This window comes from Deinococcus roseus (assembly GCF_014646895.1).
In the GTDB taxonomy this organism is placed as follows: domain Bacteria; phylum Deinococcota; class Deinococci; order Deinococcales; family Deinococcaceae; genus Deinococcus_C; species Deinococcus_C roseus.
Genome location: NZ_BMOD01000038.1, coordinates 1 through 23,272 on the forward strand (window position 1 = coordinate 1; position 23,272 = coordinate 23,272).

Sequence of the window (23,272 nt, forward strand, 5' to 3'; positions counted from 1 at the left end):
GCATGGCCCGGATGGTGCTGAACGGGTGATCATCGACCTCAGCAAAGTGCCTGCTGCCAAAGTGCCTGCTGCAAAGTAAAAACCCTACAGATTTCCCTGCCCTTAACCTCCCCTTCTGGCAAACAGAAAAAGACGCAGAACCTCTGCGTCTTTTTCTGTTTGCTCTGATCTTACTGCGGGTCTCTGGTTTGCACCAGTTCCACCACGTCTGCCACGCGGCTGGAGTAACCCCACTCGTTGTCGTACCAGGCGAAGACTTTCACCATTTTGCCCAGCACCTTGGTCATTTTGCTGTCGATGATGGCGCTGTGGGGATCGCCCACGATGTCGCTGGAGACCAGTTCTTCTTCGCTGTACCGCAGGATGCCTTTGAGGGGGCCTTCTGCGGCTGCCCGGAAAGCGGCGTTCACTTCCTGCACGGTGACTTCCCGACGAAGAATCAGGGTGATGTCGCTGAGGGAACCCACACTGGTGGGCACCCGCACGGCCACCCCATCAAAATTGTGTTTGCCAAACTGGGGCAGGGTTTGCGAAATGGCTCTGGCAACGCCGGTGGTGGTGGGGATGATGTTCACTGCGGCGGCGCGGGCACGGCGCAAATCTTTGTGGGGCAAATCCAGCAGTCGCTGGTCGTTGGTGTAGCTGTGGATGGTGGTCATCATGGCCTGTTCCACCCCGAAGGCGTCTTCCAGCACTTTCACCGGGGTCACCAGAGAATTGGTGGTGCAGGACGCATTGGTGAGGATGTTGTGCGTGTAAGGGTCATACTGCTCCTGGTTGTTGCCCAGGATGATGGGGAAGTCCGTGCCATCTGCTGGCCCGGTGATGATCACCTTTCTGGCCCCCCGGTTGAGGTGCACCCTGGCCTGTTCACCGGTGCTGAAACGCCCGGTGGATTCAATCACCAGATCAATGCCGAGGTCTTTCCAGGGGAGCTTTTGGGGATTGCTTTCGGAAAGGACCATGGTTTTGTGACCGTCCACCAGCAAAGCACCTTCTTCGATATTGACGGATGCTGCAAAAGGGCCGTAAGTGCTGTCGTGGGTCAGCAGGTAGGCGTTGGTTTCGGTGTCGGTGAGGTCATTGATGGCTGTGACCTGGATGCCTCTGGCGTGCAGGATGCGAAACACCTGTCTGCCAATGCGTCCAAATCCGTTGATGGCGATGTTCATTGCAGGACCTCCTCTGGCTGTGCAGATTGAAAGTTCAGGACTTCACCGGGTTGCAGGACGTTCAGGTTCAGACCTGCTTCCCGGCCCAGGCGGGTGAAGGTTTGCAGGGCGTCCGGGGTTTCGATGTAGCGGCCCGGTTCATGCCGTCCATAATGGATGGGCACCACGGTTTTTGCCTGCAGAATGCGGGCAGCAGCCACGGCCTGTTCTGGCCCCATCACGATGGGAATGCCGCTGTCCTGAAAACGCCCGAGGTTGACCCTGGGGGCATTGATGGGCAGAAACACAGTATCAAACGGTCCGTAGATGCGCTGGATGCTCCACCAGCGGCCATGCCAGAGGGTGTCTCCGGCATGCAGGATGCGCTTTCCGCCGCCGTCTATCACCCAGGAGACTTGCGGATCTCCCAGGCCATCCACGGCAGGCACCGCCCACACCGTGAAATCTGCAGTGCCCGGGTGAAGCTGCACAGGCTGGTGCAGTTCTGCAGTTCTGATGCGCAAATCTGTTGGAGGCAGCAGAGGGGCCACATCTGCATGGGTCAGCAAAGTGCTGCCAGAGCCCAGAACCCCGGTCAGGTAGGGCAAATCTGCGTGGTCCGGGTGGTGGTGGGTCAGCAGGGCAAACCGGTGTGGGGTGTCCACGCTGAGGGGAAGCTGCTGGGGGGAGGGGATGGTGTCTAGCAGGAGGGTGGTTTGACCCTGCTGCAATTTGATGCCTGCCCAGTGGAGCCGTTCAATCTGCATGAAATTCCTCTTCTGGAGGCTGAATTCTGGCTGTGCATCCTGGCGATGTCATGGCCGGACCTCCTGTGCCTTCATGCTATCCCTCACTTTCTAACCTGTCAAGTGATAGAATGATGGTTATAAAGTGAGGGCTGTAAGAAGCCAGAGCCTGCTGTCCTGTAAAATGGAGCCATCACCCATGACCGAGATTTTTGATTTTGACGCCGGGCACCCGGCCCTGGATTTCATCAACACCGTGCGCAACAAGGACGGTCAGTTCAGAGACCAGCTGAGAGACGCTGCAGATTTTCAGCGCTGGTTGCAGGACTCCGGTCTGGTTTCACCTGCAGATCTGCAAAAGCTGGCCCAGCACCCCACTTTCCCGGCGGTGTACCAGCAGGCCACCGCCTTGCGGGATGACTTCAGGCGCACGGTGGTGGGTCTGGTGCATTCAACAGAAGTTCCTGCAGAACTGCTGCAAAACCTCAATGCCCTGCTCTGGCAGCACCCAGGTCGCAGGGTTCTGATGGGAAATCAGGTTCCCTTGCAGCACACCCTGCAACATGACTTGCAAGACCCTTCAGGCCTGCTGGGCGTGCTGGCAGCCCAGATGGCCAATCTGCTTGCTCTGGACGTGCAGGGCCGCATCAAAAAATGCGAAAAACACACCTGCATCCGGCACTTTCTGGACACCAGCAAGAACAAAACCCGCCGCTGGTGCAACATGGCCAGATGTGGCAACCAGGCCAAGGCACAGGCCTTTTACCAGCGCAAGGTGCAGAAAACGGCAGACTGAGGCCAGCAGAAATGTGGTCTGACTTTATTGATGTTCGCCAAAAGCACTGCAGGTGCTTTTGGCTGAGAAAGCGCCCAGTGCGAACCCGGCCGTCCGGGGAGCACGCTTTAGGGGCAAGAAAGCGCCCAGTGCGAACCCGGCCGTCCGGGGAGCACGCTTTAGGGGCAAGAAAGCGAATGGAACGGTCAGGACACTTGAGAAACCTACAGTTCTTTTGGCGTAGATCATCAGAGCATCGAACAGAAGAACTGGAAGTGTCTCTCTGAAAGGTGTTTTTTGAAAGCGAGGATTCCGAGGCATGTACAATGCAACTTGTCATGGTGCAACAACACATGTGCCTACAGAACAAAATGGGTTCAGGAAATGAAGGAGATCAGGATGCCATTGACCCCGGAAGAAGAACAAAAGTTCTTACAAGGTAAAAATCTTGAAGCCATTCTCAAGTATGAAGGAGGCCGTTCACTGAATGACCTTCCCAAAGACCGCTTTTGGGTGGTTCAGAAGGACGGGACGGTGACCACCGGAGCCCCAAACTCGAATGGAAGTTACGAATTTACCTTTGGACCTCTGGAGGAGTCAAAAGAAGACTGATCAAACCAAATCGCCTGCAACGGCCTTCGTGGACAATTTATTTTTATCCTCTGAGAGGGCATTTTTTCATGCGAGGTGTGTGTTCCTGTTTCACGGGTTGTGGTGGTCCATGCTCATGAATCCTCCCTTTTCACGGATCAACGGAGCACTCCTGCAAGGGAAGCCTGACCACAAAGGTGCTGCCCTGTCCCAGTGCACTTTCCACTTCCAGGGTGCCGTGGTGGGCCTCCACAATCCATTTCGCAATCGGCAAACCCAGCCCTGAACCTCCAGGATCGCGGGAATCCACCCGGGTGCGGTCCACCCGGAAAAACCGCTCGAAGATGTGGTGCTGGTTTTCCGGGGCAATGCCAATGCCAGAATCTTGCACGCGCAATTGGGCTGTGCCGCCTTGCTCTTCAAGCTGCAAACGGATGGTGCCGCCTTTTGGGGTGTATTTGACGGCATTTTCCAGCAGGATCAGGGTCAGTTGCTTTAAACGGTCGGTGTCTCCATACAGTTCGATGGGTTCCAGGAGACCCAGCTCAAAATGGTGTTTGCTCCCCGAGATGCGCTGGGCATCCCGCCACGCCGAGAGGGCCACCTCGTGCAGGAGCACCTCCTCGTCGGATTTGACCCCGGTCCTGCCGCGGGCCAGTTGCAGCATGTCGTGCACCAGACGGCTCAGACGGGCTGCGCTGTTTTGCACGTCCTGCAAGATCTCTTTCTTTTCGGATTCCTCGATGTGGGGGTAACGGAAGATCACATCCAGGTTGCCCTGAATGGCCGCCAGGGGAGTTCTGAGTTCGTGGGCCGCGTCGCTCACAAAACGTTTCTGGGCTTCTGCCTGCTCCCGTTCCTGCTGTTCCAGCATGGCCTGCTCGGTGATGTCCCGTGAGGAGGCCACCAGCCCCACCACCCGGGGTCCTTCCAGAATGGGCATCACCACCACATCCCAGCAGCGCATGATGTTTTTGGCAGTGGGACAGAATCCCTGAAACCGTCCAATCTTGCCTGTCTGTGCATCCCGCATGGCCTGCAGCACCCGTGGGCGGGTTTTCTCTGGCCACAACTCGCTCCAGGGCTGGTTTTGCAGGGCGGAGAAATCATCGACCTGCATCAGGTGCCTGCCGTTCTCGTTCATGCGCAGCAGGTTCCCCTGTGCATCCATGTACTTCAGGCAATCCGGGCTGATTTCGAAAAGGGTGTCCAGTGCTCCCTGTTGCTGGAATTCCTGGACAGCAGGAAAGGTGCTGGCAGGCAGCAAAGCAATCGCTCCCTGCGCGGCACCAGCAGGTTCAGGGAGCAAAAAGTAATGCACCTGCAGGCCCTGCACCCACTCCTGGCTGGGGATGCCGTGCAGCAGCAGGCGGGAAATGCAGGTGGCGTTGAGGTTGTGGCAGTGCTGGCACACCTCATGAATGCTGAGCAGGTGGTCTTCTGCGAAATCCTGCAGGTGCAGCAAGGTTCGGGCAGCAGGATTGATGAAAGTGATCTGGCCATCAGGCTGGAACATCAGCAGGCCCAGATTCAACTGGCCCAGCAGGGCAGAAACCATTCCCTCGGGAAGCAGCGGTTGGTGTGGGGAAAGGGAGGAAATTTCTGGTTCTGCAGGCATCTTTGCTCAGCATGACCCGTAAATGCCCCCCCCTGCAACCCACAGGCTTACAGTTGATTCTTCATTTTGTTCATCCTTGTGTGCAACTGTATCCCTCACGCCCCAGCAAACTCAGTCTGAGAAATCCAGTGCACAGGATGGCAGGGCCAGAACCGCCTGTCTCCGGGTTCAGCCAGAGGTTGCTGGCCAGAGTGTTTGCGTTAAACTGGCAGCATGATCCCTGGCAAATCCAGAACCCTGTCTCCAGACCAGAGCGCAGCCTTGCTGGCCACCCTGAAAGCCCGTTTTGAGAAAAACAAAAAGCGCCACCCAGATCTTGAATGGGACCCCATCCAGGCCATACTGGAAAAAAACCCTGAAAAGCTCTGGTCCCTGAATGAAATGGAAAACACAGGCGGAGAGCCAGATGTCATCGGGCAGGACGAAAAAACAGGGGAATACCTGTTCTGTGATTGCGCTGCAGAAAGCCCAAAAGGCCGCAGAAGCGCCTGCTATGACCGCGAAGCCTGGGAATCCCGCAAAGAAGCCAGACCCGAAAACAACGCTGTGGATCTGGCTTTAGACATGGGCATTGAAATTTTGACCGAAGAACAGTACCGGGCGCTGCAACAGCTCGGGGAATTTGATCTGAAAACCTCAAGCTGGGTGCAAACCCCTGCAGCCATCAGGAAACTCGGGGGTGCCCTGTACATGGACCGCCGTTACAACACGGTTTTCCTGTACCACAACGGTGCATCTTCATACTATGCTGCCAGAGGGTTTCGGGGGTTGTTGAGGGTTTAAATTTCGCAGCTGTTGCAGGTCACTGCCCAGCAGAGCCATAACCGCTGGCGGTGTTGTAACTGGAAGAAGCGTCTCTTAAAGCTTTTTCTTTTTCCAGTTCACCCTGCACATGGTCCCTTGCAGCAGAGGATTTTTTGGCCGAAAACAAACTGAAAAATGCAATTCCAAGAAAACCGAGAAGAATCCAGATTCCAAACATGATGACCTCCTGATTGCAGGATAGCAGATGGTTCATTGAAAAGGAGAGGCAACAGGAAGGTGAAATCTCACCCCAAATGCTCTCATGCGAAAACACAATGCGGCACTTGAAAAATTGTTAAAATCAGGCAGGAGGGCCATTATGACCGATCGTGATTCCTCTGCCTCACCAAAACCCCAACCCAGCACCGAACCCGGACCGGTGTATTCCCGCCACTACGAACCCACCCAGTCTGCCCACGGCGACCAGGGGGGAGAGCAGGGTGCCCCTGGCAACAACGATGAAGACATCGGAGGCAACGGGCACCAGAGCGAGGAAACCCCCAACTGAGCGTTTTACAGGTGCGTTTCTAAAAATTCAAGCCTTCTGAGCAACTGCTCTCCCTGACCACCTTCATGGCGGTTGAAGGGATAAACCACAATGTCTTTTGGTCCAGCATGATGGTTGTGCGCAGCGTAAACCGTGCTGGGCGGGCAGGTCTGGTCCATCAGGGCCACCGAGAACAGGGCGGGAACCGTGCTTCTGCAGGCAAAATGCAGCCCATCAAAATAGGAGAGGGTTTGCAGAACCTGATCCATGCTGTCCCGGTGCACCCGCAAATAATTGGCAATTTCCACATATGGAATGTTGTCTGTAATGAAAATGGCCCGCTGGAAGTGACACAGAAAAGGCACGTCTGACAGCAGCAGTTTCGCTTGCTTGCTCAGGGCACTGACCGCCAGAGCAATCCCTCCTCCCTGGCTTTCCCCGGCAACAGCAATTCGGTCTGGATCAATGCCAGAATCTGGATCAATGCCAGAAAAAGCCTGGGCTGCCTGCACGGCCCTGACCCCATCGGTGAAGACCCGGAGGTAATAATAGCTTTCCGGGTGCAAAATCCCACGGGTGGTGAAACCCGGATGCTGTGGTCCCGATCCTTCAGGATCGGGGGTGTCTCCTTTGCGCCATCCGCTGCCCTGACCGCGGGTGTCCATGATCAGGTGGGCGTAACCTGCACTGGCATAGGAAAGGTGGTCGGTGGGTTCTCCGCGCCCTCCGCCATAACCCAGAAATTCCACCACACAGGGCAGCAGACCTGCTGCATTTCTCGGTACCATCAGCCAGCCTTTGATGTCCTGACCCCCATAACCAGCAAACGTCACATCAAAAGCCTGCAGGGTTTTCAGAGGGGTTTGCACCTCCTGAAAACGGGGATTTAAAGGAAACTTTTCTGCTTCCTGCAAGGTCTGCTGCCAGAAGGCATCGAAGTCCTCCGGGACGTTCAGGACAGGAAGGTACGTTTGCAGTTGCTCCAGGGGAAAATCAAAAAGTGCCATTCAGGACCTCATGTGAGACAGAAACAACAGGGAGAGCAAATGCCCTCCCTGAAGAAGATGGTTTGAATTTATGGAATGGGAGCAGTTGCCAGGGCAATTTTGGTGGCTCCGCGTTGCCCGACCTCGTAGTACATGTACATGGTGCTGCCCACGGTCAGGTAGGTGGAGGCTCCGACACGGCCATTTTCGGGGGCGGTGTCACGGGAATCATAAAAGACCCCCAGGTGGTTTTCCAGGTTGAAGTCTGCACCCACTTCTGCAATGTGGATGTTGCCACTTCCAGCATTGAACACCACATAATGTTTGCCTTTCCAGGGGAAGAAGGCTGGACCTGCGGCCTGGGGACCACCAAACTGGCCGCCGCTTTCAGAGCTGTTGGGGGTGATCAGGGCATTGTTCTGGCAGCGCCAGTTCCTCGCTTCTCCCGACCAGCACAGGTAAATCTTGCGGGTGCCGTTGTCCACGCCCATCAGCACCATGGTGTATCTGTTCCCTTTGGAGGGCATGGTGTAACGGTAGACCCTGGCGTAAGAGACTTCTGTGAGGCCATCGATCTTCTTGTAAGTCCCAGAGGTGGCGATCACGGTCTTGTCGTAGGTGAAGTGGATGCCGTCAGAAGATTTGGCCAGACGGGTGGCCGTGTTCTCACCGTGAAAGTACAGGTAGAGTTTCTGATTGGTGGTCTCGTCTGGAACCCAGATGGCATGTGGAGAAGACACATGGCTGATCAGGGAGGTGCTGCCTGTGACCTGGGTGACCCACTGCCGGGTGATGATCGGGATGTCCGAGTAACGGGTCCAGGGACCACTGGGGCTGTTCGAATATGCCAGGTAAATTCCTGCGGGTGCATCGTGCGGGGCGTAATACATGTAATAGGTGCCCAGAGGGTTGGCAAAGTAATCGCTGGCCTTGATCACACTGGGAAAGATCAGTTCGCTGTAGGTGTGCTCGGGATCGTTGGGTCTGGGGGGGAAGATGGTGGTGTCTGCAATGACTTTCTGGTAGGTGAAATTGGGAAACCCAGCCAGTGCGTTCTGTTCTACTTTCTGTTCGGGTTGTGCTGAAGTGGGCTGGAGGTCTGAGGACGTGTTGCATCCAGCCAGCAAACCCAGACCAAGCAGGGTCACAGCGGAAAGCAGGATCTTTCTCAGGGGTGAAAAGTTCAAATTCATGCTGCAGGGTTCTCCTGTGGGATCTGGAATCACAACCGGACACACCGCACTGTGGGCGGAGCAGGTGCAGAAAAGAAGCCTCAGCAGTCGGGTTCTGATGCCATGTGGGATGGAGGTTCTGGGTGTGTGACCACACTGTAGACCTTTAACGGTAAAAACTCAATTTTCATTCAAAATTTGAACGGCTGTTTTTGCATTTGAATGAAAAGCAGGATGGCCTGAAAGAACCGCCCGGAAATGCAAAATCTAGGAAACCTTTTGCTGCAAAAGGAAAAACCCAGAATCAATCCACATTCAAAAGATCTCCCCTTTTGACCTGCTGGCTTTTTGTGTCTCCTGAACCGTGCTGCAGATCTGGCTGTTGAGCGAAAAGGTGTTCAAAAATTGAATAAAATTTGAATTGCTTTTTGATCTCCCTTAACCTGAATGCACCATGACCATCACCCAGAAAGACGTGGCCCAGAAGGCCAGGGTCTCCATCTCCACCGTATGCCTGGTGCTGCGGGACGATCCCAGAATCAGCGACCACACCCGCAAGACGGTGCTGGAAGCTGCCAGTGAACTGGGATACCTGGCCCGCACCAGCCTGCACACCCCCACAGACGCGCATCACATCGGGGTGCTGCTGGCCAATCCGGGTGTGCACCCCACGGCAGACCATTTCTTTGGTGAGGTCATGCACGGGGTCACCGAAGAAGCCGAGCGTTTCGGGCACACCGTCAGTGTGAGTTCCTTCGATGGGCAGACCCTGCCCAGGCTGGCCCGGGAAAAACGGGTGCATGGTTTCATCATCGGGGGAACCCCCATCACCCCCGGTCTGATCGAACAGGTGCGGGCACTGACCCTCCCCAGCGTGTTCATCGGGCGCTACCACAACCATTTGCACCTCAATGCCGTCCTGACCGACAATCCTTCAGGGGCAGCGCTGGCCACCAGCCACCTTCTGAAGCAGGGCCACCAGCAGATTTTGTTCATCAGCGGAGACCCAACAGAAGCCGTGGTTTCGCTGGACCGTCTGGATGGTTATTTGCGGGCTTGCCGTGAAGCAGGGGTGCCCTCCGGTCCCATCCGCCATGCTCCGCGCACCATTGAAGGCGGAATGCAGGCCGTGCAACAAGCCCTGGATGAAGGGCTGAAGTTCGATGCGGTTTTTGCAGCAGAAGACCTGATGGCCCTGGGGGTGCTGAGGCTCCTCAAGCAGCGCAACATCCGGGTGCCCGAGGACATCCCGGTGGTGGGCTACTCGGACATTCACATGGCCGCTTTAAGTGATCCGCCCCTCACCACTGTGCATGTGCCCAGAAGGCGTCTGGGACGCACTGCAGCCAGACTGCTGGACGATTTGCTGACCGGACGGGCCGAACCGAACCTGCACGTCACCATTCCGCCCAGACTGGTGGTCCGGCAATCCTGCGGAGGTGAACCCGAACCATGACCCGCACCAGATGTGGACCTTCCCCTCCCAGCCTGTTTTGACTTCACAATCCCAGACCCCACACGCCCCGACTTTCATTGACCTTCGGGTCAGGAGGACATTGCCCATGAAACACATGCCCATGAAACACACCCCCATGAAACCGCTGCACAGACACCTGATCATGCTCGCCCTTTTGAGCGCCGCCACCGCTTCCGCACAGGAAAAAGTCAATCTGCGCTTCACCACCTGGGCAGGAGGAGACGGCCTGAAGTTGCTGCAGACCCTCGCCACAGAATTCGGCAAGAAGAACCCCAACATCAATGTAGAAGTGGAGTCCATTCCATTCGCCAGTTACGACCAGAAACTCACCGTGCAGATGGCGGGCGGAACCAGCCCGGATGCTGGCTGGGTGGCAGAACGCTCTGCACCTGCTTACATGGCTTCAAAATCCCTGCTGGACCTCAGCGGTTACGTGAAAGCCAACAGCAACATGCTGATCAGCGACTATGCTCCGGCCTCCATGACGCTCTGGAAACAGGGAAATGGCATTTATGGACTGCCTTTCTCTTTCTCTCCGGTCTTCATGTACTACAACAAGGACCTGTTCCAGAAAGCCGGAATTCCCACGCCTTCGGAGCTGCTGGCCCAGAAGAAATGGAATTACGCAGCTTTTGAAGCGAGCGCAGCCGCCATCAAAAAAGCCAGTCCCAATGCTTATGGGGGCACCCTGCTGCGCCTGGACCCCTCCAACTGGGCTGCGGGCATCCTGGCCGCCATGTATTCCAGCGGAGGAGACATCTTCAACAAAGACCTCAGCACCTGCCAGATGAACAGTGCAGGCACCGTGCAGGCCTTCGAGATGATGCAACGCATGATCAAAGACGGCAGTGCCCCCAAACTCGGGGAGCAGGTCACCTTTGCCAGCGGAAACCTGGGGATGTACGCAGATCAGGTGTCTTACTCCGGGCAGCTCAGCACCGTGAAATTCAAATGGGACATCGTGCCGATGCCCAGCGGCCCCAAAGGACAGCACACCCTGCTGGGACAGGCGGGTTACGCGGTGTTCAGTGGTTCCAAACACCCCAAGGAAGCCACCCAGTTTGTGGCTTTCCTGTCCAGTGCGGCCATCATGAAGCGCACCGCCCAGTTCTTCCCCCCACCCCGCCGCAGCATTCTGAGCAGTGACACCTACCTGAACTCCAACCCCCTGATTCCTGCAGCAAGCCTGCGTGCCGCCGTGATCAAACAGGTCAGCGGGGCCAGAGCCCTGATCGTTCCGGCCAACTGGGCGCAGGTCAACGATGTGGTGGTGCGCAACATGGAGCGCATCTTCCGCCCCAGTGCCAACGTCAAAGACGAACTGAACCAGGTTTGCAGCGAAATCAACCCCCTCCTCAAGTGAAATCCCCCTCAAATCAACCCCGCACAGGTGAAGAAATGACCACCAACCACACCCCCGTTCCCCGCACCTCCTCCCGCCCCCGCAAAGGGGGCTGGGAATCCCAGTGGGTGGGCCTGCTGTTCGTGCTGCCCTTCATGATCGGACTGACGGTGCTGTTCATCGGGCCGATTCTGGCGGTGCCCATCATGTCCCTGTACAACTGGGTTCTGCCGCGCGCCCCCGAATGGATTGGCCTGGGAAATTACGCACGCATGGGCACCGACCGCGAAGTCCTGCATTCGGTGTGGGTCACCGTGCTCTTTGTGGTGATGCTGGTGCCCACCAACATCATCCTGGCCCTCGGACTGGCCCTCCTGCTCAATGTGAAAGCAAAAGCCCTCGGGTTTTTCCGCATGGCCCTGTTCTCTCCGGTGGTGGTCCCATTGGTGGCCTGGGCGCTGGTCTGGCGCTTTGTGCTGCAACCCGACTTCGGACTGGTCAACGTGCTGCTGGGCAAACTGGGCATCCAGGGACCCAACTGGCTCTTTGAAGCCCCCTGGGCACTCATTGCCGTGGTGGTCTGTCTGGTGATCGAGCACGTCGGAATGAACATGCTGATCTTTCTGGGCGCACTGCAAAACGTGCCTGCAGAGGTGCACGAGGCCGCCAAAATCGACGGGGCCAATTCCAGCCAGACTTTCTTCAAAGTCACGCTGCCCCTGATGTCTCCCACAGTGTTCCTGACCGTGATTGTGACCCTGATTGGAGCACTGAAATCCTTCGCTCCCATCTACGTCCTGACCGGAGGAAGTGACGCCACCAGCGTCCTGATGGTGCAGATGTGGAAACAGGGCTTCAAGTACTTCGATTTCGGTTATGCCTCGGGCCTCTCCTGGCTGATCTTCCTGGTGATGCTGACCCTGACCTGGATGCAATGGCAGCTTCGCAAACGGTGGGTGTTCTATGAATCTTGATCGGAATGTGAACCGTTCCAGTCTGCGTGTTGTGTCAAACGGGGTTTACTACCTGGTGATGCTGCTTCTGGCTGTGCCCTTCCTGTTCCCGACAGTGTGGATGTTCGCGGCCTCCCTGAAAAGCGATCAGGAGATCTTCCAGAACCCCCTCGCGCTCATTCCCCAGAGCATCAGCTGGACCAACTTCGTTCGCATCTTCCACGACTATCCTTTTGCCGCCCAGTACTTCAACAGCGTCTACATCGCCATTGTGGTCACCCTCTGCACCCTGGTGATCGGAGCACTGGCCGGATACGGATTCGCAAGGCTGCGTTTTCCCGGCAAGGACTTCATGTTCATCCTCTGCCTGTCCGCCATGATGCTGCCCAGCGAAGCCCTCTCCATCCCGCAATTCGCCCTCTTCAAGTTTCTGGGACTGAACAACACCCACATCCCCATCATCCTTTTGCAAATCTTCGGCGGCACAGGAGCGCTGGCGGTCTTCATGATGCGCCAGCACTTCCTGACCCTGCCCAAAGAACTGGACGAGGCTGCCCTGATGGACGGCCTGGACCGCTGGGGGATCTTTTGGAAGATCATGCTCCCCCTGGCCCGTCCAGTTCTGGTGGCTACTGCCATCTTCGCCTTCCTGAACTCCTGGAACGACTACTTCAACCCGCTGGTCTACCTCAACTCCAGCGAACAGTACACCCTCCCCCTCGGCCTGCAGACCTTCACCGACCCTCTGGGCGGCGTGTTCTGGAACCTCACCCTGGCGGCCTCCACCTTATCGACCTTACCTCTCTTGCTGGCCTTTCTGGTGGCGCAACGGCAGTTTGTGCAGTCGATGGTGGGGTCTGGGGTGAAGGGCTAGGAAGCCGAGGGCCGAGGGCAAATCCTGCTTCTGCTCAAGCCCTGCAGATTTGACATTTCGCTGAAGCCTTTGCACTGTACGCTCTCGGCTCTCGGCTCTCGGCTCTCGGCTCTCGGCTCTCGCAACAAGATTCACCTGTCCATCCTCCAGACCTCCCATTCCACCACTCCCAGGAGACCCCCCATGACCCATGAACATTCCACAGACATCCTGATTGCCGGAGGCGGCCTGGGCGGTGTTGCAGCGGCCCTCTCTGCCCTCGCACTGGGCCGCAAGGTGATCCTCACCGAAGAAACCGACTGGCTTGGTGGTCAACTCACCAGTCAGGCCGTGCCCCCCGATGAAGCGTGGTGGATCGAGGAATCCGGTGCCACCGCCAGTTACCGCCGTTTCCGTGAGCTGGTGCGCAGGTACTACCGCGAGCATTACCCTTTAAAGCCTGAAATTGCAGCAGATCCTTTCCTGAACCCCGGTCTGGGCAACGTGTCCCGCCTGTGCTTTGAACCCCGTGTGGGTGTGGCCGTGCTGGAACAGATGCTGGCCCCTTACCGGGCGTCCAGGCAACTGGAAGTGTGGATGCAGCATGTCCCCATTGCTGCTGAAACCGAGCGGGATTCCATCCAGAGTGTGACCTTCAAGAGCCTGACCACCGGAGAACACCACACCGTTGCTGCAAAAATGGTGCTGGACGCCACCGAACTCGGGGATCTGCTGGAACTGGCGGGTGCAGAGCATGTGATCGGGGCGGAATCCCAGTTGCAAACCGGAGAACTGCATGCCCTGGAAGGCGCAGCCAACCCGCTGGACCAGCAGGCCATCAGCTGGTGTTTTGCGCTGGACCACACAGAAGGTCAGGACCACACCATCGAGAAACCCGAGCAATACAGTTTCTGGAAAGACTATCAGGCCCCCTTCTGGCCAAACAGACAACTGTCCTGGAACGACCTGCACCCCATCACCCTGAAGCCCCGCTTTCGGGATCTGTTCAGCGATCCGGTGGTGCAACTGCACAAGGGGGATTTCTGGCATTACCGCCGGATCTTCCACAAGGGCCACTATGAGGAGGGCCTTTACCCCAGCGACATCACCCTGGTGAACTGGCCGCAGATCGATTACTGGCTGGGTCCCATCATCGGGGTCAGCGAGCAGGAGAAACAGCAGCACCTGAAAGGGGCCATGCAGCTCAGCCTGTCTCTGCTGTACTGGATGCAGACCGAGGCCCCCAGGCACGATGGCAAGGGATATGGTTATCCTGGTCTTCGCCTCAGGGGAGACATCACTGGAACCGAGCACGGTCTGGCCAAGAGCATCTACGTGCGGGAGTCCCGCAGGATCCAGGCGGAGTTCACGGTGCTGGAGCAGCATGTGGGTGTGGAGGCCCGCAAAGGCCTGTCTGGTGCGGAGGCTTTCCAGGACAGCGTGGGAATCGGGCAGTACCGCATTGACCTGCACCCCTCCACTGCAGGCAGGAGTTACATTGATGTGGAAAGCTATCCTTTCCAGATCCCTCTGGGAGCCCTGATTCCGGTTCGCATGGAGAACCTGCTGCCAGCCTGCAAGAACCTTGGGACCACCCACATCACCAACGGCTGTTACCGCCTGCATCCGGTGGAATGGAACATCGGGGAAGCTGCAGGAGCACTGGCGGCTTACTGTCTGGAAAAAGGACTGAAGCCCCGTGAAGTGCGCAACACCGCTCACCATCTGGCCGATTTCCAGGGTGTCTTGACCCTCAGCCTGGGGTTTGAGTTGCAGTGGCCGGAACAGTACCGTTTGCTGGCCTCTCCGGGGTTCTGAGAGGAACCCGAGCAGCACAAAGACAGGGCAGAAGAGAGGTTCTCTGCCCTGTCTTTCTCTGAAGAGCGACACCAGCATGGGGTCTTCCCTGAGGGTGACGGGATCTGTCGCGGGCGGGTCCTATGCTGCTCTTCACAGGGGGAATCATTGTGCTGAGCGATGAAGACAAAACACGCATCCAGGCCGAGGAAGCATTTCGGGCACAAGCGGCAAAAGAAGCCCAGAAGAAAGCCAGCAAAAAAGGCATGGGCTGTGGAGGCTGGTTTTTCACCCTCCTGGCTGTTTTTGTTGTGGTGGGCATGCTGGCACCGAAAGACACGTCTACATCATCTTCTGGATCTTCCGGTTCAGGCACTTTAAATTCTGCTGGTCAGACAGCATCAGAACCGTCAACGCCGCCTGCCGCCCCAAAAGACGATCTGGAGCTTCTTTCTGCAAAATGGAGCAGTGATGGTTTTGCTGGATATGTCATTGGAAAGGTCAAAAACAACACAAACCATGACTATGGCTATGCCCAGATCACTTTCAACCTCTATGACAAAGAAGGGAATCAGATTGGAACAGCCGTGGACAACATCAACAACTTGAAAGCGGGTGGAGTGTGGGCTTACAAAGCTCTTGCTCTGGCAGAGGATGTGGCCACATATGAATTTTCTGAAGTAACTGGCTTCTGAGTTTGAAGTTGCGCCCTGCAGGTCAATGGTGAACCATCAACAAAAGGATGGCCAGAAACGCGAAGGGCAGCACAAGTTCCAGCCATTCGTGTTGAAAAAGTGGAGCAGAAGGGGTGTTGTTGATTTTTTCCTTTATGCCCAGCCTGTGAACAGAAGACCATAGAAAAATCACAGTGAAAATACAAATTGCTACAAGGACATCCTGCCAGGAGCTCCTCTCACTTCCAGCATAAAGGTTCAGGCAAAATACGAAAAAGGCTGAAGCGATGCTCACTGCAAATCGGGTTGATCGATAATTCGTTTTTTCATCTGACATGGGTGCATTGTAGCAAGCGTGAAATCCTTCAGCTGTTTTCAGAGTCAGCACAACAAGAAGAGGCGCACACGTGCGCCTCTTCTCACTTGAAATTCTTTACCCCTGAAGCTGCTCTCTCAAGAACCCCATCAGGTCATGCACAGTCTGGCGGTCAAATTTGAAGTTCAGGCCGCACTTTTCATAGAGTTCTGGCACAGAGAGGCTGTCTCCGGGTTCCAGGGCTTCCAGGTACTGCTGCAGGGTTTTTTCGGGGTTTTCCTGGTGGTTTTTCCAGAGCTGCACAGCCCCCAGACCGCTCAGGGCGTACTCGATGTAGTAAAAGGGGTGGTTGAACATGTGGTAATACTGCCACACCTTGCCTTTTTCGGCTTCGAAACCTGACCAGTTGGGTTGCGGCTGGAAGCGGTCCAGCAGTTCGCGGCTCTTCTGGTCCAGCATTTCAATGGTGATGTCTTCGGGGGCTTCGCTGTAAAGCCAGTGCTGGAAGGCGTCCATGTAGCACATCCAGGGCAGGTTGTGCACCGACTGCCGGATGGCGGATTCTTTGGCCCGCTGGATTTCTTGCGGCGTGTAGAACGGGGTCAGGTGATCCAGGGCGATCAGTTCCATGCCCATGGAGGGCACCTCCACAAACTCGGTGGCAGAGAAAGCATTCCAGATCAGGCGCTGGGTGCGCATGCTGACATAAGCATGGAAGGCATGCCCGAATTCGTGCAGGGTGGTGGACACATCCCCTTCGGTGCCGACCACGTTTTGCAGCACGAACGGCAGTTTTTCGGTGTCGATGGTGGTGCAGTAGGCGTGGCTCATCTTGTTTTCGCGGGAGCCCAGGTCCATGGCACGGCGGTCTTTGAGGGTCTTGAACATCTCGCCCAGTTTGGGGCTGAGGCTGAAGAACACCTGTTCGGTTTTGTTTTCCAGTTCTTCCACGGTGCTGAAAGGTTGCAAAGCAGGGCGGTTCTGGGGGTCCATCTGGGAACGCCAGTAGAAGTCCCAGGGTTTCAGTTCTTCAATGCCCAGACCCTGGCGGTGTTGTTCCAGCAGTTCCAGAGTGAAAGGCACCACTTCTGTTTCAATGGTTTCATGGAAATCCAGGCAGTCCTGGGGGGTGTAATCAAACCGGTGGTACCTGTCCCACATGTAATCCCGGTAGTTGGCATGCCCAGAATTGCGGTGGATTTGCTGGCGCAACTTCAGTTGCTTCAAGAACACCTCGTCCAGTTTTGGGGCGATCTCCAGACGGGCTTTTTGCCAGGCTTTCCAGGCCTCTTCACGCTCCTGGCGGTCTGGAGAGAGCAACAGTTGTTCCACCCGGGGCACCGTGATCTGCTCTCCCCGGAAGTCAATCAGCATCCCTCCCGTGATCTGGCTGTACTGCTGTTTCAATTCGGCAAGCTGGGTTCTGAGGGGCACACTGTCCACATGAAAAGCCCGGTCATCTGCCTCAAAACGCTTTGCCAGCAAACGGGCATCTGCAGGCAGGTGCGCGGGAGCCACAGTCAGCAGTTTCTTCCTGAGGTCGGACACAGCCACATCCCGATGGGGCTGGATTCCATTGAGGTACTCCAGGTAGGCGTTTTGCACTTCTTCATCTGCGGTGTTGAGGTCTGCGTTGAGGCTGCGCACATGGACCACCTGATCGAGTTCGCGGTCCAGTTCGCTCCAGTCCAGCAGGAAAGCCTCGATGGTCTCAGGGGTCAGTTCACGGTCCAGCAGTTCCTGGTAACGTGGCTGGTACACTTCCCAGCTGACAGGACGGTCTTTCAAGAGGGGGTTGATGGTGGCGGTCATGCAGTCAATCTAACATGTGGTTTGTCCAGGGCAGTCTGCCATTGTGCTTATTCAGAGGTCAAAAGCGAAACTCAGAAGAAGCCGTCCAGTGCACTGAAATACGCCAGCTTTTGCGGGTCCAGCTGCTCCAATCCATATTCCTGCCAGAAGACCTCTTCCCAGCCCGGACCGCAGTTGTATTGCGTGCTCCACAAAGCCAGGGTCAGGTCGGTGTGGCGGTCACTGAGGCCTGCCCGTCCCACATCCACAAAACCAGAAAGCTGCCCATCCTGATAAAGCACGTTGGGAAAGCAGTAATCCCCATGGGTGAGCACCAGGTCTTCAGGGGGGATGCTCTGTTCAAGCTGTTCCAGCATGTCCTCAGGGGAAACCTCTGCAAAACCAGTTTGATCCACCAGCCCTGCTGCAAGGCGCAGTCTGGCTTCCGGCAGTCTGGTTTTGACAGAGCGGTCAAAAGGACAGTCCTGAACGGGCAAACTGTGCCAGCGTTTCAGGCTGAGTGCAAACCAGCGTACTGCCTGCTCTCTGTCTTTTATCGCCAGAACAGACAGGTCCTGCCCGGCAATTCTGGAGGTCAGCAGGAATTCATGGCCCTCCTGCTGGCTGAAGTGCAGCACTGCGGGAACAGGCAGATGTTGACCCAGCCACAGCAGTTTCTGTTGCTCCAGTTGCAGTGAATCTGCCGTCTGAACCCGTTGCACTTTGAGAAACTTCTGGTCTGCAGCAAACACCCACGCCCCACTGCGGCCCACAGACACCTCGGCCCAGGTTTCCTGCCGAATCAGGGCTTGCAGGTCATCCGGGACGGGAAAGGGAAAGGTCATGGGGTCAGGGTAAAGCATCTGGAAAGCCCAGACATCTGCCAGATGGCTCTGGCCGGACGATTTCTCGGGCAGCTTAAGCCACCCAGACGATGCATGACCTGCACCCCTCAGGCACAATGAAGCATCCCAGAGCAGCCACAAGGAGGTGCCCCATGGGAGGAAAAGCACTGAAAAACCATCCCACCCGCAGGTACCACACCGATGAATACCTGAAGTTGTACCAGGAAATGGAACCTGTATTGCAGGAAATCGTGCAGGGCCGTGTGGAACTGCTGCCGTTTTACACCACCAAAGAAACCCACGGAGACATGGACATCGTGGTGGAATCCGACCACCTGCCTCCCAACTGGACCGAGAAAGTCATGGAGCGCTTTGCTTCCAGAGACTGCTACAACAACGGGGACACCTTCACTTTTGAATTTCGGGATTTGCAGATCGATCTGATCAAGGCCACCGCAGAGGAATTTGAGCACACCCTCAACTTTCTGAGTTTCAATGACCTGGGGGGCCTGCTTGGAAAACTGGCCAACCACCTGGGCTTCAAACTGGGCCACCAGGGCTTGCAGTACCGGGTGAAGGACGGCACCAACACCGTGCGTGTTCTGAAACTCACCTCGGATTACCTGCAGAGCCTGGAGTTTCTGGGATACGATCCAGAGCGTTTCAGGCAGGGCTTTGACACCCTGCGTGAAGTCTATGAATACGTGTGTTCCAGCCCGTATTTCTATCCGGGTTGCTGCCTGATCGAGAACCAGAACAGCAAGAACCGCCAGCGGGACCGCAAGCGCCCCACCTACCAGGGGTTCCTGGAATTCATGGAAGAGGAGGGGTACCTGGAGCGCATTCCCCATCCGGTTTCCACCCGTGAAGAACAGCTTCAGCGTGCCATCGACACCTTCCCTGGTTTTGAAGAAGCGTTGCAGGACACCTACCGTTTTCTGGAGCTGAAACGTGCAGCCCACCAGAAATTCAACGGCCACATGGTGCGGGAATGGTCTGGTGTGGAAGGCCAGCACCTCGGGGAAGTGATGATGGAACTGCGTCACACCTTTCCCGGAGTGGATGCCACTGACTTTGAACAGTGGGTGCTGGACACCGACCTGCAGGCCATCCGGCAGGAAGTGGAAGGTGTGGTTGAGCGGTTGAAACCCGGCTGGACAGCGTCCTGACCTGCCAGAGGTCATTTTCTTTTCAGGATTCCAGCATGGCGTTCATTTTGCACCTGCAACAGAAAGCGGTATCCCTCTTTCTGGGGGGTTGCAGCGTTCAGGTTGCTCATGCTCAGCTTGAGGGTCCCGGTTTCGACGGTTTTGTCGCTGTTCCAGAGTTGCAAGTCCACCCAGATTGTGGGGGGCAGAAGAGACTGCTTGAAAACCACAGATGTTCCATGGGCCAGACCTTCCACCAGGTGGGTCTGGTTGTTCCAGTTCAGGGTTCCAGTGATGCGGTAGCTCTGCTCACCCAGCCATTCTGCCTGAAGGTTCATTTTCAGGGGCTGGGGGGTGGAGGACTGGTGCCACAGGGTGCTGGTGTTTTTCATGGTCCAGATTTGATCTCCAAGGGTCCAGGTCCAGAAATCCCCCTGGTGCAAGACATTCAGGGCAGGCCACAGGCTGAGTGGAGAGGATTTCAGCTGGAGGTTTTGTTGAAAAACATGCTGGGAGGTTTTCAGGTTCCACCTGCCCCACATCACGTTCTGGTCTTCCTGGTCAAAAGGGGTGAGGTCTGCAGCGTAGTCCAGTTGACCCGGGTGGGACCAGAGTTTGATCAGCCCTGTGTAACAGCTTGGCAGCAAAGGGATGCTCTTCTGGAAAGTCCAGGTGGAGGTGTCCCAGAATTCCACAAAACCATCGATGTAGGCCACAGACAGCACGGCACTGGAAGCATCAAAGGCCACAGCCACTGGAAAAGCGCTGGCGTATTCAGCACAATCTTTGTGGTGAGACAGGGTGATGGGCAGAACTTTTCCGCTGCTGGTGTCAATCACCCCTTCAGAACCAATGGCGTACTGGCCGGTTTCAGAGAAAGTCCAGAGAGGTGAAAAGTCTTTCAGGGAAGCCGAAATTTTTTCTCCAGTGTTCAGGCTGTACACGGCAGTTTCAGGATAGAACTGCACAAGGTGGTCTGCATCTTCAGTGATGACTCCCGTGAGAGGAAAGGTTTTGAGCACCTGGAACGTTTCTGCAGAGAGGATCTGGGTGTTTTCTGCTGTCACCTTCACAAAAGTGTCGTCTGTGCGGTGGTGCAGGATGCCTTTCAGGTCAGCAGGAAAGTTCCTGTTCACAAAGTCACCTGTTTGCACATCCTGAGCCAGCATGTGTTGCTCTGAAAAGCGAACCAGCTGGTTGCGTTTGGAATCCAGCGTGATGAAGTGTTCTTCAGGGATGGTTTCTCCCTGCCACTCTCCCCGCAGGATCAGGGGACTGGAAGCAAAAGGGATTTGAATGGTGGTGTTGCAGGCTGTGAGCATCAGAATACCGATCAAAAAAGCATATTTTTTCATGCTTCAATCATAGTGGCTCTGGTTTTGCTCTGTGGGCTGTGCTGCTGTACAACCCACCCAGATGTGGGTATGCTGTTTCGGTTGTTTGTTTGAGACGGTCATCTGCAACTGTGTGTCCTCATGCGCTTGCAACAGGTGGGATCACACTGCTTTTTACGGTCTGCCCTTTACAATCATGATCAGACACTTGAATTGCCACACTTGCACTGCCACATTTTCCCTGGGAGCCACGCATGACATTATTACAACCTCCAGACCTTGCCCTGCGCTGGCCTGAACATGCAGAAGACCAGTTCGCAGAACTGTTTGCCCAGGCGTTGCGGGGCAGCAAGGCTGCGGTGTGGCTGCAGGATCCACAGGCTTCCAGAGGGGTGCTCAAGCCCCTGGGGACTTATGGTTTGCACGGATCAGACCTTGAGTTGCTGGAATCTGCACGCCTTGACCTCAATGAACCTTCTCTGGGAAACCGTGCCCAGCAGGCGGAGCGCATTCAGGTGATGTGGACCCGCCAGCACAGTGAAATGGGCGCAGTGGAAGCTGCATTGATGGAGGCTTATGGCCTGGACACCCTGTTCTGCTGTGCCCTCAGGCTGCCAGACGATACCCTGGGGCTCATTTACGCTGCCACCACAGCGTCCTATGATCCAGATCTGGGCTCGATCATTCAGGCGGCGCAGGTGGCCCAGTCCCTGACCATTGGATTGCACCGCCAGATGTTGCAGCAGCAAACCGACCAGATCAACCGCCGTTTGCAGCAGATTCTGGACCGCACCCCAGATTTGATTGTTACCCGCACGGGGCTGGTGATCAACACTGTGAATCAGGCCTGTCAGCACCTGCTGGGGTACAGCCCCGAAGAGATGATCGGGCGTCCGCTCACCGATTTCATGCATCCTGCAGACCGCCAGTCTTCCATTGGCATGAATGTGAAAATCCTGCAGGGCACCATGGTGCGGGATTACCGCAACCGGTACCTGCACAAGAATGGGCAGGTGGTTTACCTGTCCTGGAACACTTCGGACGAGGGGAACGGCAACATCATCTCCATTGCCCGCGACATCACCCCCCAGGTCAAACAGGAAAAACTGCTTCAGGAAACCGAACGGCGTTTCAAAACCGTGGCAGACAGCGCTCCGGTTCTGATCTGGATGGGCACGGCAAACCGGGAATGCCAGTTTTTCAACCAGGGCTGGCTGGAATTCACCGGGCGCACCTTGCAGCAGGAACTGGGTCAGGGCTGGCGTGAAAGGGTGCACCCCGAGGACCTGGAGGCCTGCCTGGAAACGTACCAGGTTCATTATGGACAGCACAATGCATTCGAGCTGGAATACCGCCTGAAGCGCTTTGATGGACAGTACCGCTGGATTGTGGACCGTGGGGTGCCCCGCTTCACCGAAGATGGCATGTTTCTGGGCTTCATTGGGGCCTGCATTGACATCCATGACCGCAAGCTGGCCCAGGGCAGGCTGGAGCAGCAAGAAGGCCAGTTGCGGGAACTGATGAACGTGCAAAAACGCTTTGTGGCGGATGCCGCCCACGAACTGCGGACCCCTTTAACGGCCATTCAGGGCAACCTCGACATCCTGATGCGCTACCAGAACATCCCTGAAGACGACCAGAGGGAAATCATCTGGGATGTGCAGCGGGAAGCCACCCGTCTGGGAAGGCTGGTCAACGACATGTTGCAACTGGCCCGTGGAGACGCTGGCATAGAGTTCCAGGAAGAAGAGGTGAGCCTGACCGGGGTGATGCTGGAGGTCTGGCGTGAAATGGAACGTCTGCAGATCGGGCATCATTTGCAACTGCATGACCTGGAGGAAGTGCAGGTGGTGGGAGACCGCGACCGTCTGAAGCAACTGCTGCTGATCCTGCTGGAAAATGCTTTCAAATACACCCCGCTGGGAGGCCGGGTGGATGTCTCCCTGAAAAAGCACCCCACGCTGGCTGAGCTGCGCATTGCAGACAATGGGGTGGGCATTGCCCCTGAAGACCTGGAAAGGGTGTTTGAGCGTTTTTACCGTGCAGACCAGAGCCGTCATCGTGGAGAGGATCCTGGTGGGACCGGACTGGGCTTGCCCATTGCCCGCTGGATTGTGGAAGGCCATGGGGGTCACATCTGGATTGAAAGCGAGCTGGGTCAGGGCACGGCGGTGGTGGTGCAGTTGCCTCTGGAAGGTGGGCTTCAGGTTTAGAATTTTCAAGTTTAGAATAACGTTATTCTAAAATGAAATTGTCTTCTGAAACAACAAAAACGTTCACAAAATTGCAGGATTGAGGGCCTGTTTTTGGGGTTGTTCCATGGGAAGCCTGTGAAGAGCCCAGAGCATGGGTTTTCGGGACTGTCCTGAAGACAGGGTGGCTGGAAGGGCTGTCCTGAGGCAGACCAATTCA

Annotated in this window: 22 protein-coding genes; 12 read left to right on the forward strand and 10 right to left on the reverse strand. The window is 56.2% G+C overall.

What is annotated here, in order from left to right:
- Positions 1 to 170: 170 nt before the first annotated feature.
- Together gap and IEY52_RS24460 are read right to left on the reverse strand one after the other, a co-directional pair.
- Positions 171 to 1,172 (reverse strand): type I glyceraldehyde-3-phosphate dehydrogenase, encoded by a 1,002-nt coding sequence (gap, locus tag IEY52_RS24455; RefSeq protein ID WP_189008577.1) that lies wholly within the window; start codon positions 1,170 to 1,172, stop codon positions 171 to 173.
- A complete protein-coding gene (locus IEY52_RS24460) occupies positions 1,169 to 1,918 on the reverse strand; it encodes an MBL fold metallo-hydrolase (RefSeq protein WP_189008580.1) in 750 nt (249 codons plus the stop codon). The genes gap and IEY52_RS24460 overlap by 4 nt, the downstream gene beginning before the upstream one ends.
- A gap of 178 nt (positions 1,919 to 2,096) precedes the next feature.
- On the opposite strand from IEY52_RS24460, the gene IEY52_RS24465 reads away from it, so the two are divergent.
- Together IEY52_RS24465 and IEY52_RS24470 are read left to right on the forward strand one after the other, a co-directional pair.
- Entirely contained in the window at positions 2,097 to 2,693 is a 597-nt protein-coding gene (locus IEY52_RS24465; protein ID WP_189008583.1) for a CGNR zinc finger domain-containing protein, read from the forward strand.
- A 378-nt stretch (positions 2,694 to 3,071) separates the two neighbouring features.
- A complete protein-coding gene (locus IEY52_RS24470) occupies positions 3,072 to 3,284 on the forward strand; it encodes an SANT/Myb-like DNA-binding domain-containing protein (RefSeq protein ID WP_189008586.1) in 213 nt (70 codons plus the stop codon).
- A gap of 130 nt (positions 3,285 to 3,414) precedes the next feature.
- On the opposite strand, the gene IEY52_RS24475 is transcribed toward IEY52_RS24470, so the two are convergent.
- Positions 3,415 to 4,881, reverse strand: coding sequence for an ATP-binding protein (locus tag IEY52_RS24475; RefSeq protein WP_189008589.1), 1,467 nt, complete (start codon positions 4,879 to 4,881; stop codon positions 3,415 to 3,417).
- Between the two features lie 213 nt (positions 4,882 to 5,094).
- Between IEY52_RS24475 and IEY52_RS24480 the strand changes: the two genes are divergently transcribed.
- The gene (locus tag IEY52_RS24480) at positions 5,095 to 5,664 is read left to right on the forward strand and encodes a DUF4256 domain-containing protein (protein ID WP_189008592.1); all 570 of its coding nucleotides are present in this window, start codon (positions 5,095 to 5,097) and stop codon (positions 5,662 to 5,664) included.
- A 19-nt stretch (positions 5,665 to 5,683) separates the two neighbouring features.
- Here the strand turns inward: IEY52_RS24480 and IEY52_RS24485 are convergent, their stop codons facing one another.
- Positions 5,684 to 5,863, reverse strand: coding sequence for a hypothetical protein (locus IEY52_RS24485; protein WP_189008595.1), 180 nt, complete (start codon positions 5,861 to 5,863; stop codon positions 5,684 to 5,686).
- A 141-nt stretch (positions 5,864 to 6,004) separates the two neighbouring features.
- Between IEY52_RS24485 and IEY52_RS24490 the strand changes: the two genes are divergently transcribed.
- On the forward strand, positions 6,005 to 6,193 hold the full coding sequence (locus IEY52_RS24490; protein ID WP_189008598.1) for a hypothetical protein: 189 nt from the start codon (positions 6,005 to 6,007) through the stop codon (positions 6,191 to 6,193).
- A gap of 5 nt (positions 6,194 to 6,198) precedes the next feature.
- On the opposite strand, the gene IEY52_RS24495 is transcribed toward IEY52_RS24490, so the two are convergent.
- Positions 6,199 to 7,179, reverse strand: a complete 981-nt coding sequence (locus IEY52_RS24495; protein ID WP_189008601.1) for an acetylxylan esterase — start codon at positions 7,177 to 7,179, stop codon at positions 6,199 to 6,201.
- Between the two features lie 68 nt (positions 7,180 to 7,247).
- Entirely contained in the window at positions 7,248 to 8,351 is a 1,104-nt protein-coding gene (locus tag IEY52_RS24500) for a glycoside hydrolase family protein (RefSeq protein WP_189008605.1), read from the reverse strand.
- A gap of 433 nt (positions 8,352 to 8,784) precedes the next feature.
- Here IEY52_RS24500 and IEY52_RS24505 point away from each other — a divergent pair, with 433 nt between their 5' ends.
- From IEY52_RS24505 to IEY52_RS24530, 6 genes are all read left to right on the forward strand, one after another.
- Positions 8,785 to 9,786, forward strand: coding sequence for a LacI family DNA-binding transcriptional regulator (locus tag IEY52_RS24505; RefSeq protein WP_189008608.1), 1,002 nt, complete (start codon positions 8,785 to 8,787; stop codon positions 9,784 to 9,786).
- Between the two features lie 106 nt (positions 9,787 to 9,892).
- The gene (locus tag IEY52_RS24510; protein WP_229684959.1) at positions 9,893 to 11,170 is read left to right on the forward strand and encodes an ABC transporter substrate-binding protein; all 1,278 of its coding nucleotides are present in this window, start codon (positions 9,893 to 9,895) and stop codon (positions 11,168 to 11,170) included.
- Between the two features lie 35 nt (positions 11,171 to 11,205).
- Positions 11,206 to 12,123: a carbohydrate ABC transporter permease gene (locus IEY52_RS24515; protein ID WP_189008611.1), complete on the forward strand. Its 918-nt coding sequence runs from the start codon at positions 11,206 to 11,208 to the stop codon at positions 12,121 to 12,123.
- Positions 12,113 to 12,976, forward strand: a complete 864-nt coding sequence (locus IEY52_RS24520) for a carbohydrate ABC transporter permease (RefSeq protein WP_229684961.1) — start codon at positions 12,113 to 12,115, stop codon at positions 12,974 to 12,976. Before IEY52_RS24515 ends, IEY52_RS24520 begins: the two co-directional genes overlap by 11 nt.
- Before the next feature lie 183 nt (positions 12,977 to 13,159).
- Positions 13,160 to 14,773, forward strand: a complete 1,614-nt coding sequence (locus tag IEY52_RS24525; protein WP_189008614.1) for an FAD-dependent oxidoreductase — start codon at positions 13,160 to 13,162, stop codon at positions 14,771 to 14,773.
- Positions 14,774 to 15,072: 299 nt separating this feature from the next.
- Positions 15,073 to 15,447, forward strand: coding sequence for an FxLYD domain-containing protein (locus tag IEY52_RS24530; RefSeq protein WP_189008617.1), 375 nt, complete (start codon positions 15,073 to 15,075; stop codon positions 15,445 to 15,447).
- A gap of 22 nt (positions 15,448 to 15,469) precedes the next feature.
- Here IEY52_RS24530 and IEY52_RS24535 read toward each other — a convergent pair whose 3' ends face one another.
- From IEY52_RS24535 to IEY52_RS24545, 3 genes are all read right to left on the reverse strand, one after another.
- On the reverse strand, positions 15,470 to 15,763 hold the full coding sequence (locus tag IEY52_RS24535; RefSeq protein ID WP_189008620.1) for a hypothetical protein: 294 nt from the start codon (positions 15,761 to 15,763) through the stop codon (positions 15,470 to 15,472).
- A gap of 96 nt (positions 15,764 to 15,859) precedes the next feature.
- Complete coding sequence (locus IEY52_RS24540) at positions 15,860 to 17,554, reverse strand: M3 family oligoendopeptidase (protein ID WP_189008623.1); 1,695 nt, start codon at positions 17,552 to 17,554, stop codon at positions 15,860 to 15,862.
- A gap of 71 nt (positions 17,555 to 17,625) precedes the next feature.
- The gene (locus IEY52_RS24545; RefSeq protein WP_189008625.1) at positions 17,626 to 18,378 is read right to left on the reverse strand and encodes an APH(3') family aminoglycoside O-phosphotransferase; all 753 of its coding nucleotides are present in this window, start codon (positions 18,376 to 18,378) and stop codon (positions 17,626 to 17,628) included.
- A 152-nt stretch (positions 18,379 to 18,530) separates the two neighbouring features.
- Between IEY52_RS24545 and IEY52_RS24550 the strand changes: the two genes are divergently transcribed.
- Entirely contained in the window at positions 18,531 to 19,547 is a 1,017-nt protein-coding gene (locus IEY52_RS24550; RefSeq protein WP_189008628.1) for a hypothetical protein, read from the forward strand.
- Positions 19,548 to 19,558: 11 nt separating this feature from the next.
- On the opposite strand, the gene IEY52_RS24555 is transcribed toward IEY52_RS24550, so the two are convergent.
- Positions 19,559 to 20,881, reverse strand: coding sequence for a hypothetical protein (locus tag IEY52_RS24555; protein WP_189008631.1), 1,323 nt, complete (start codon positions 20,879 to 20,881; stop codon positions 19,559 to 19,561).
- 233 nt (positions 20,882 to 21,114) lie between these two features.
- On the opposite strand from IEY52_RS24555, the gene IEY52_RS24560 reads away from it, so the two are divergent.
- Positions 21,115 to 23,073 (forward strand): PAS domain-containing sensor histidine kinase, encoded by a 1,959-nt coding sequence (locus IEY52_RS24560; RefSeq protein ID WP_189008634.1) that lies wholly within the window; start codon positions 21,115 to 21,117, stop codon positions 23,071 to 23,073.
- Positions 23,074 to 23,272 lie beyond the last annotated feature (199 nt).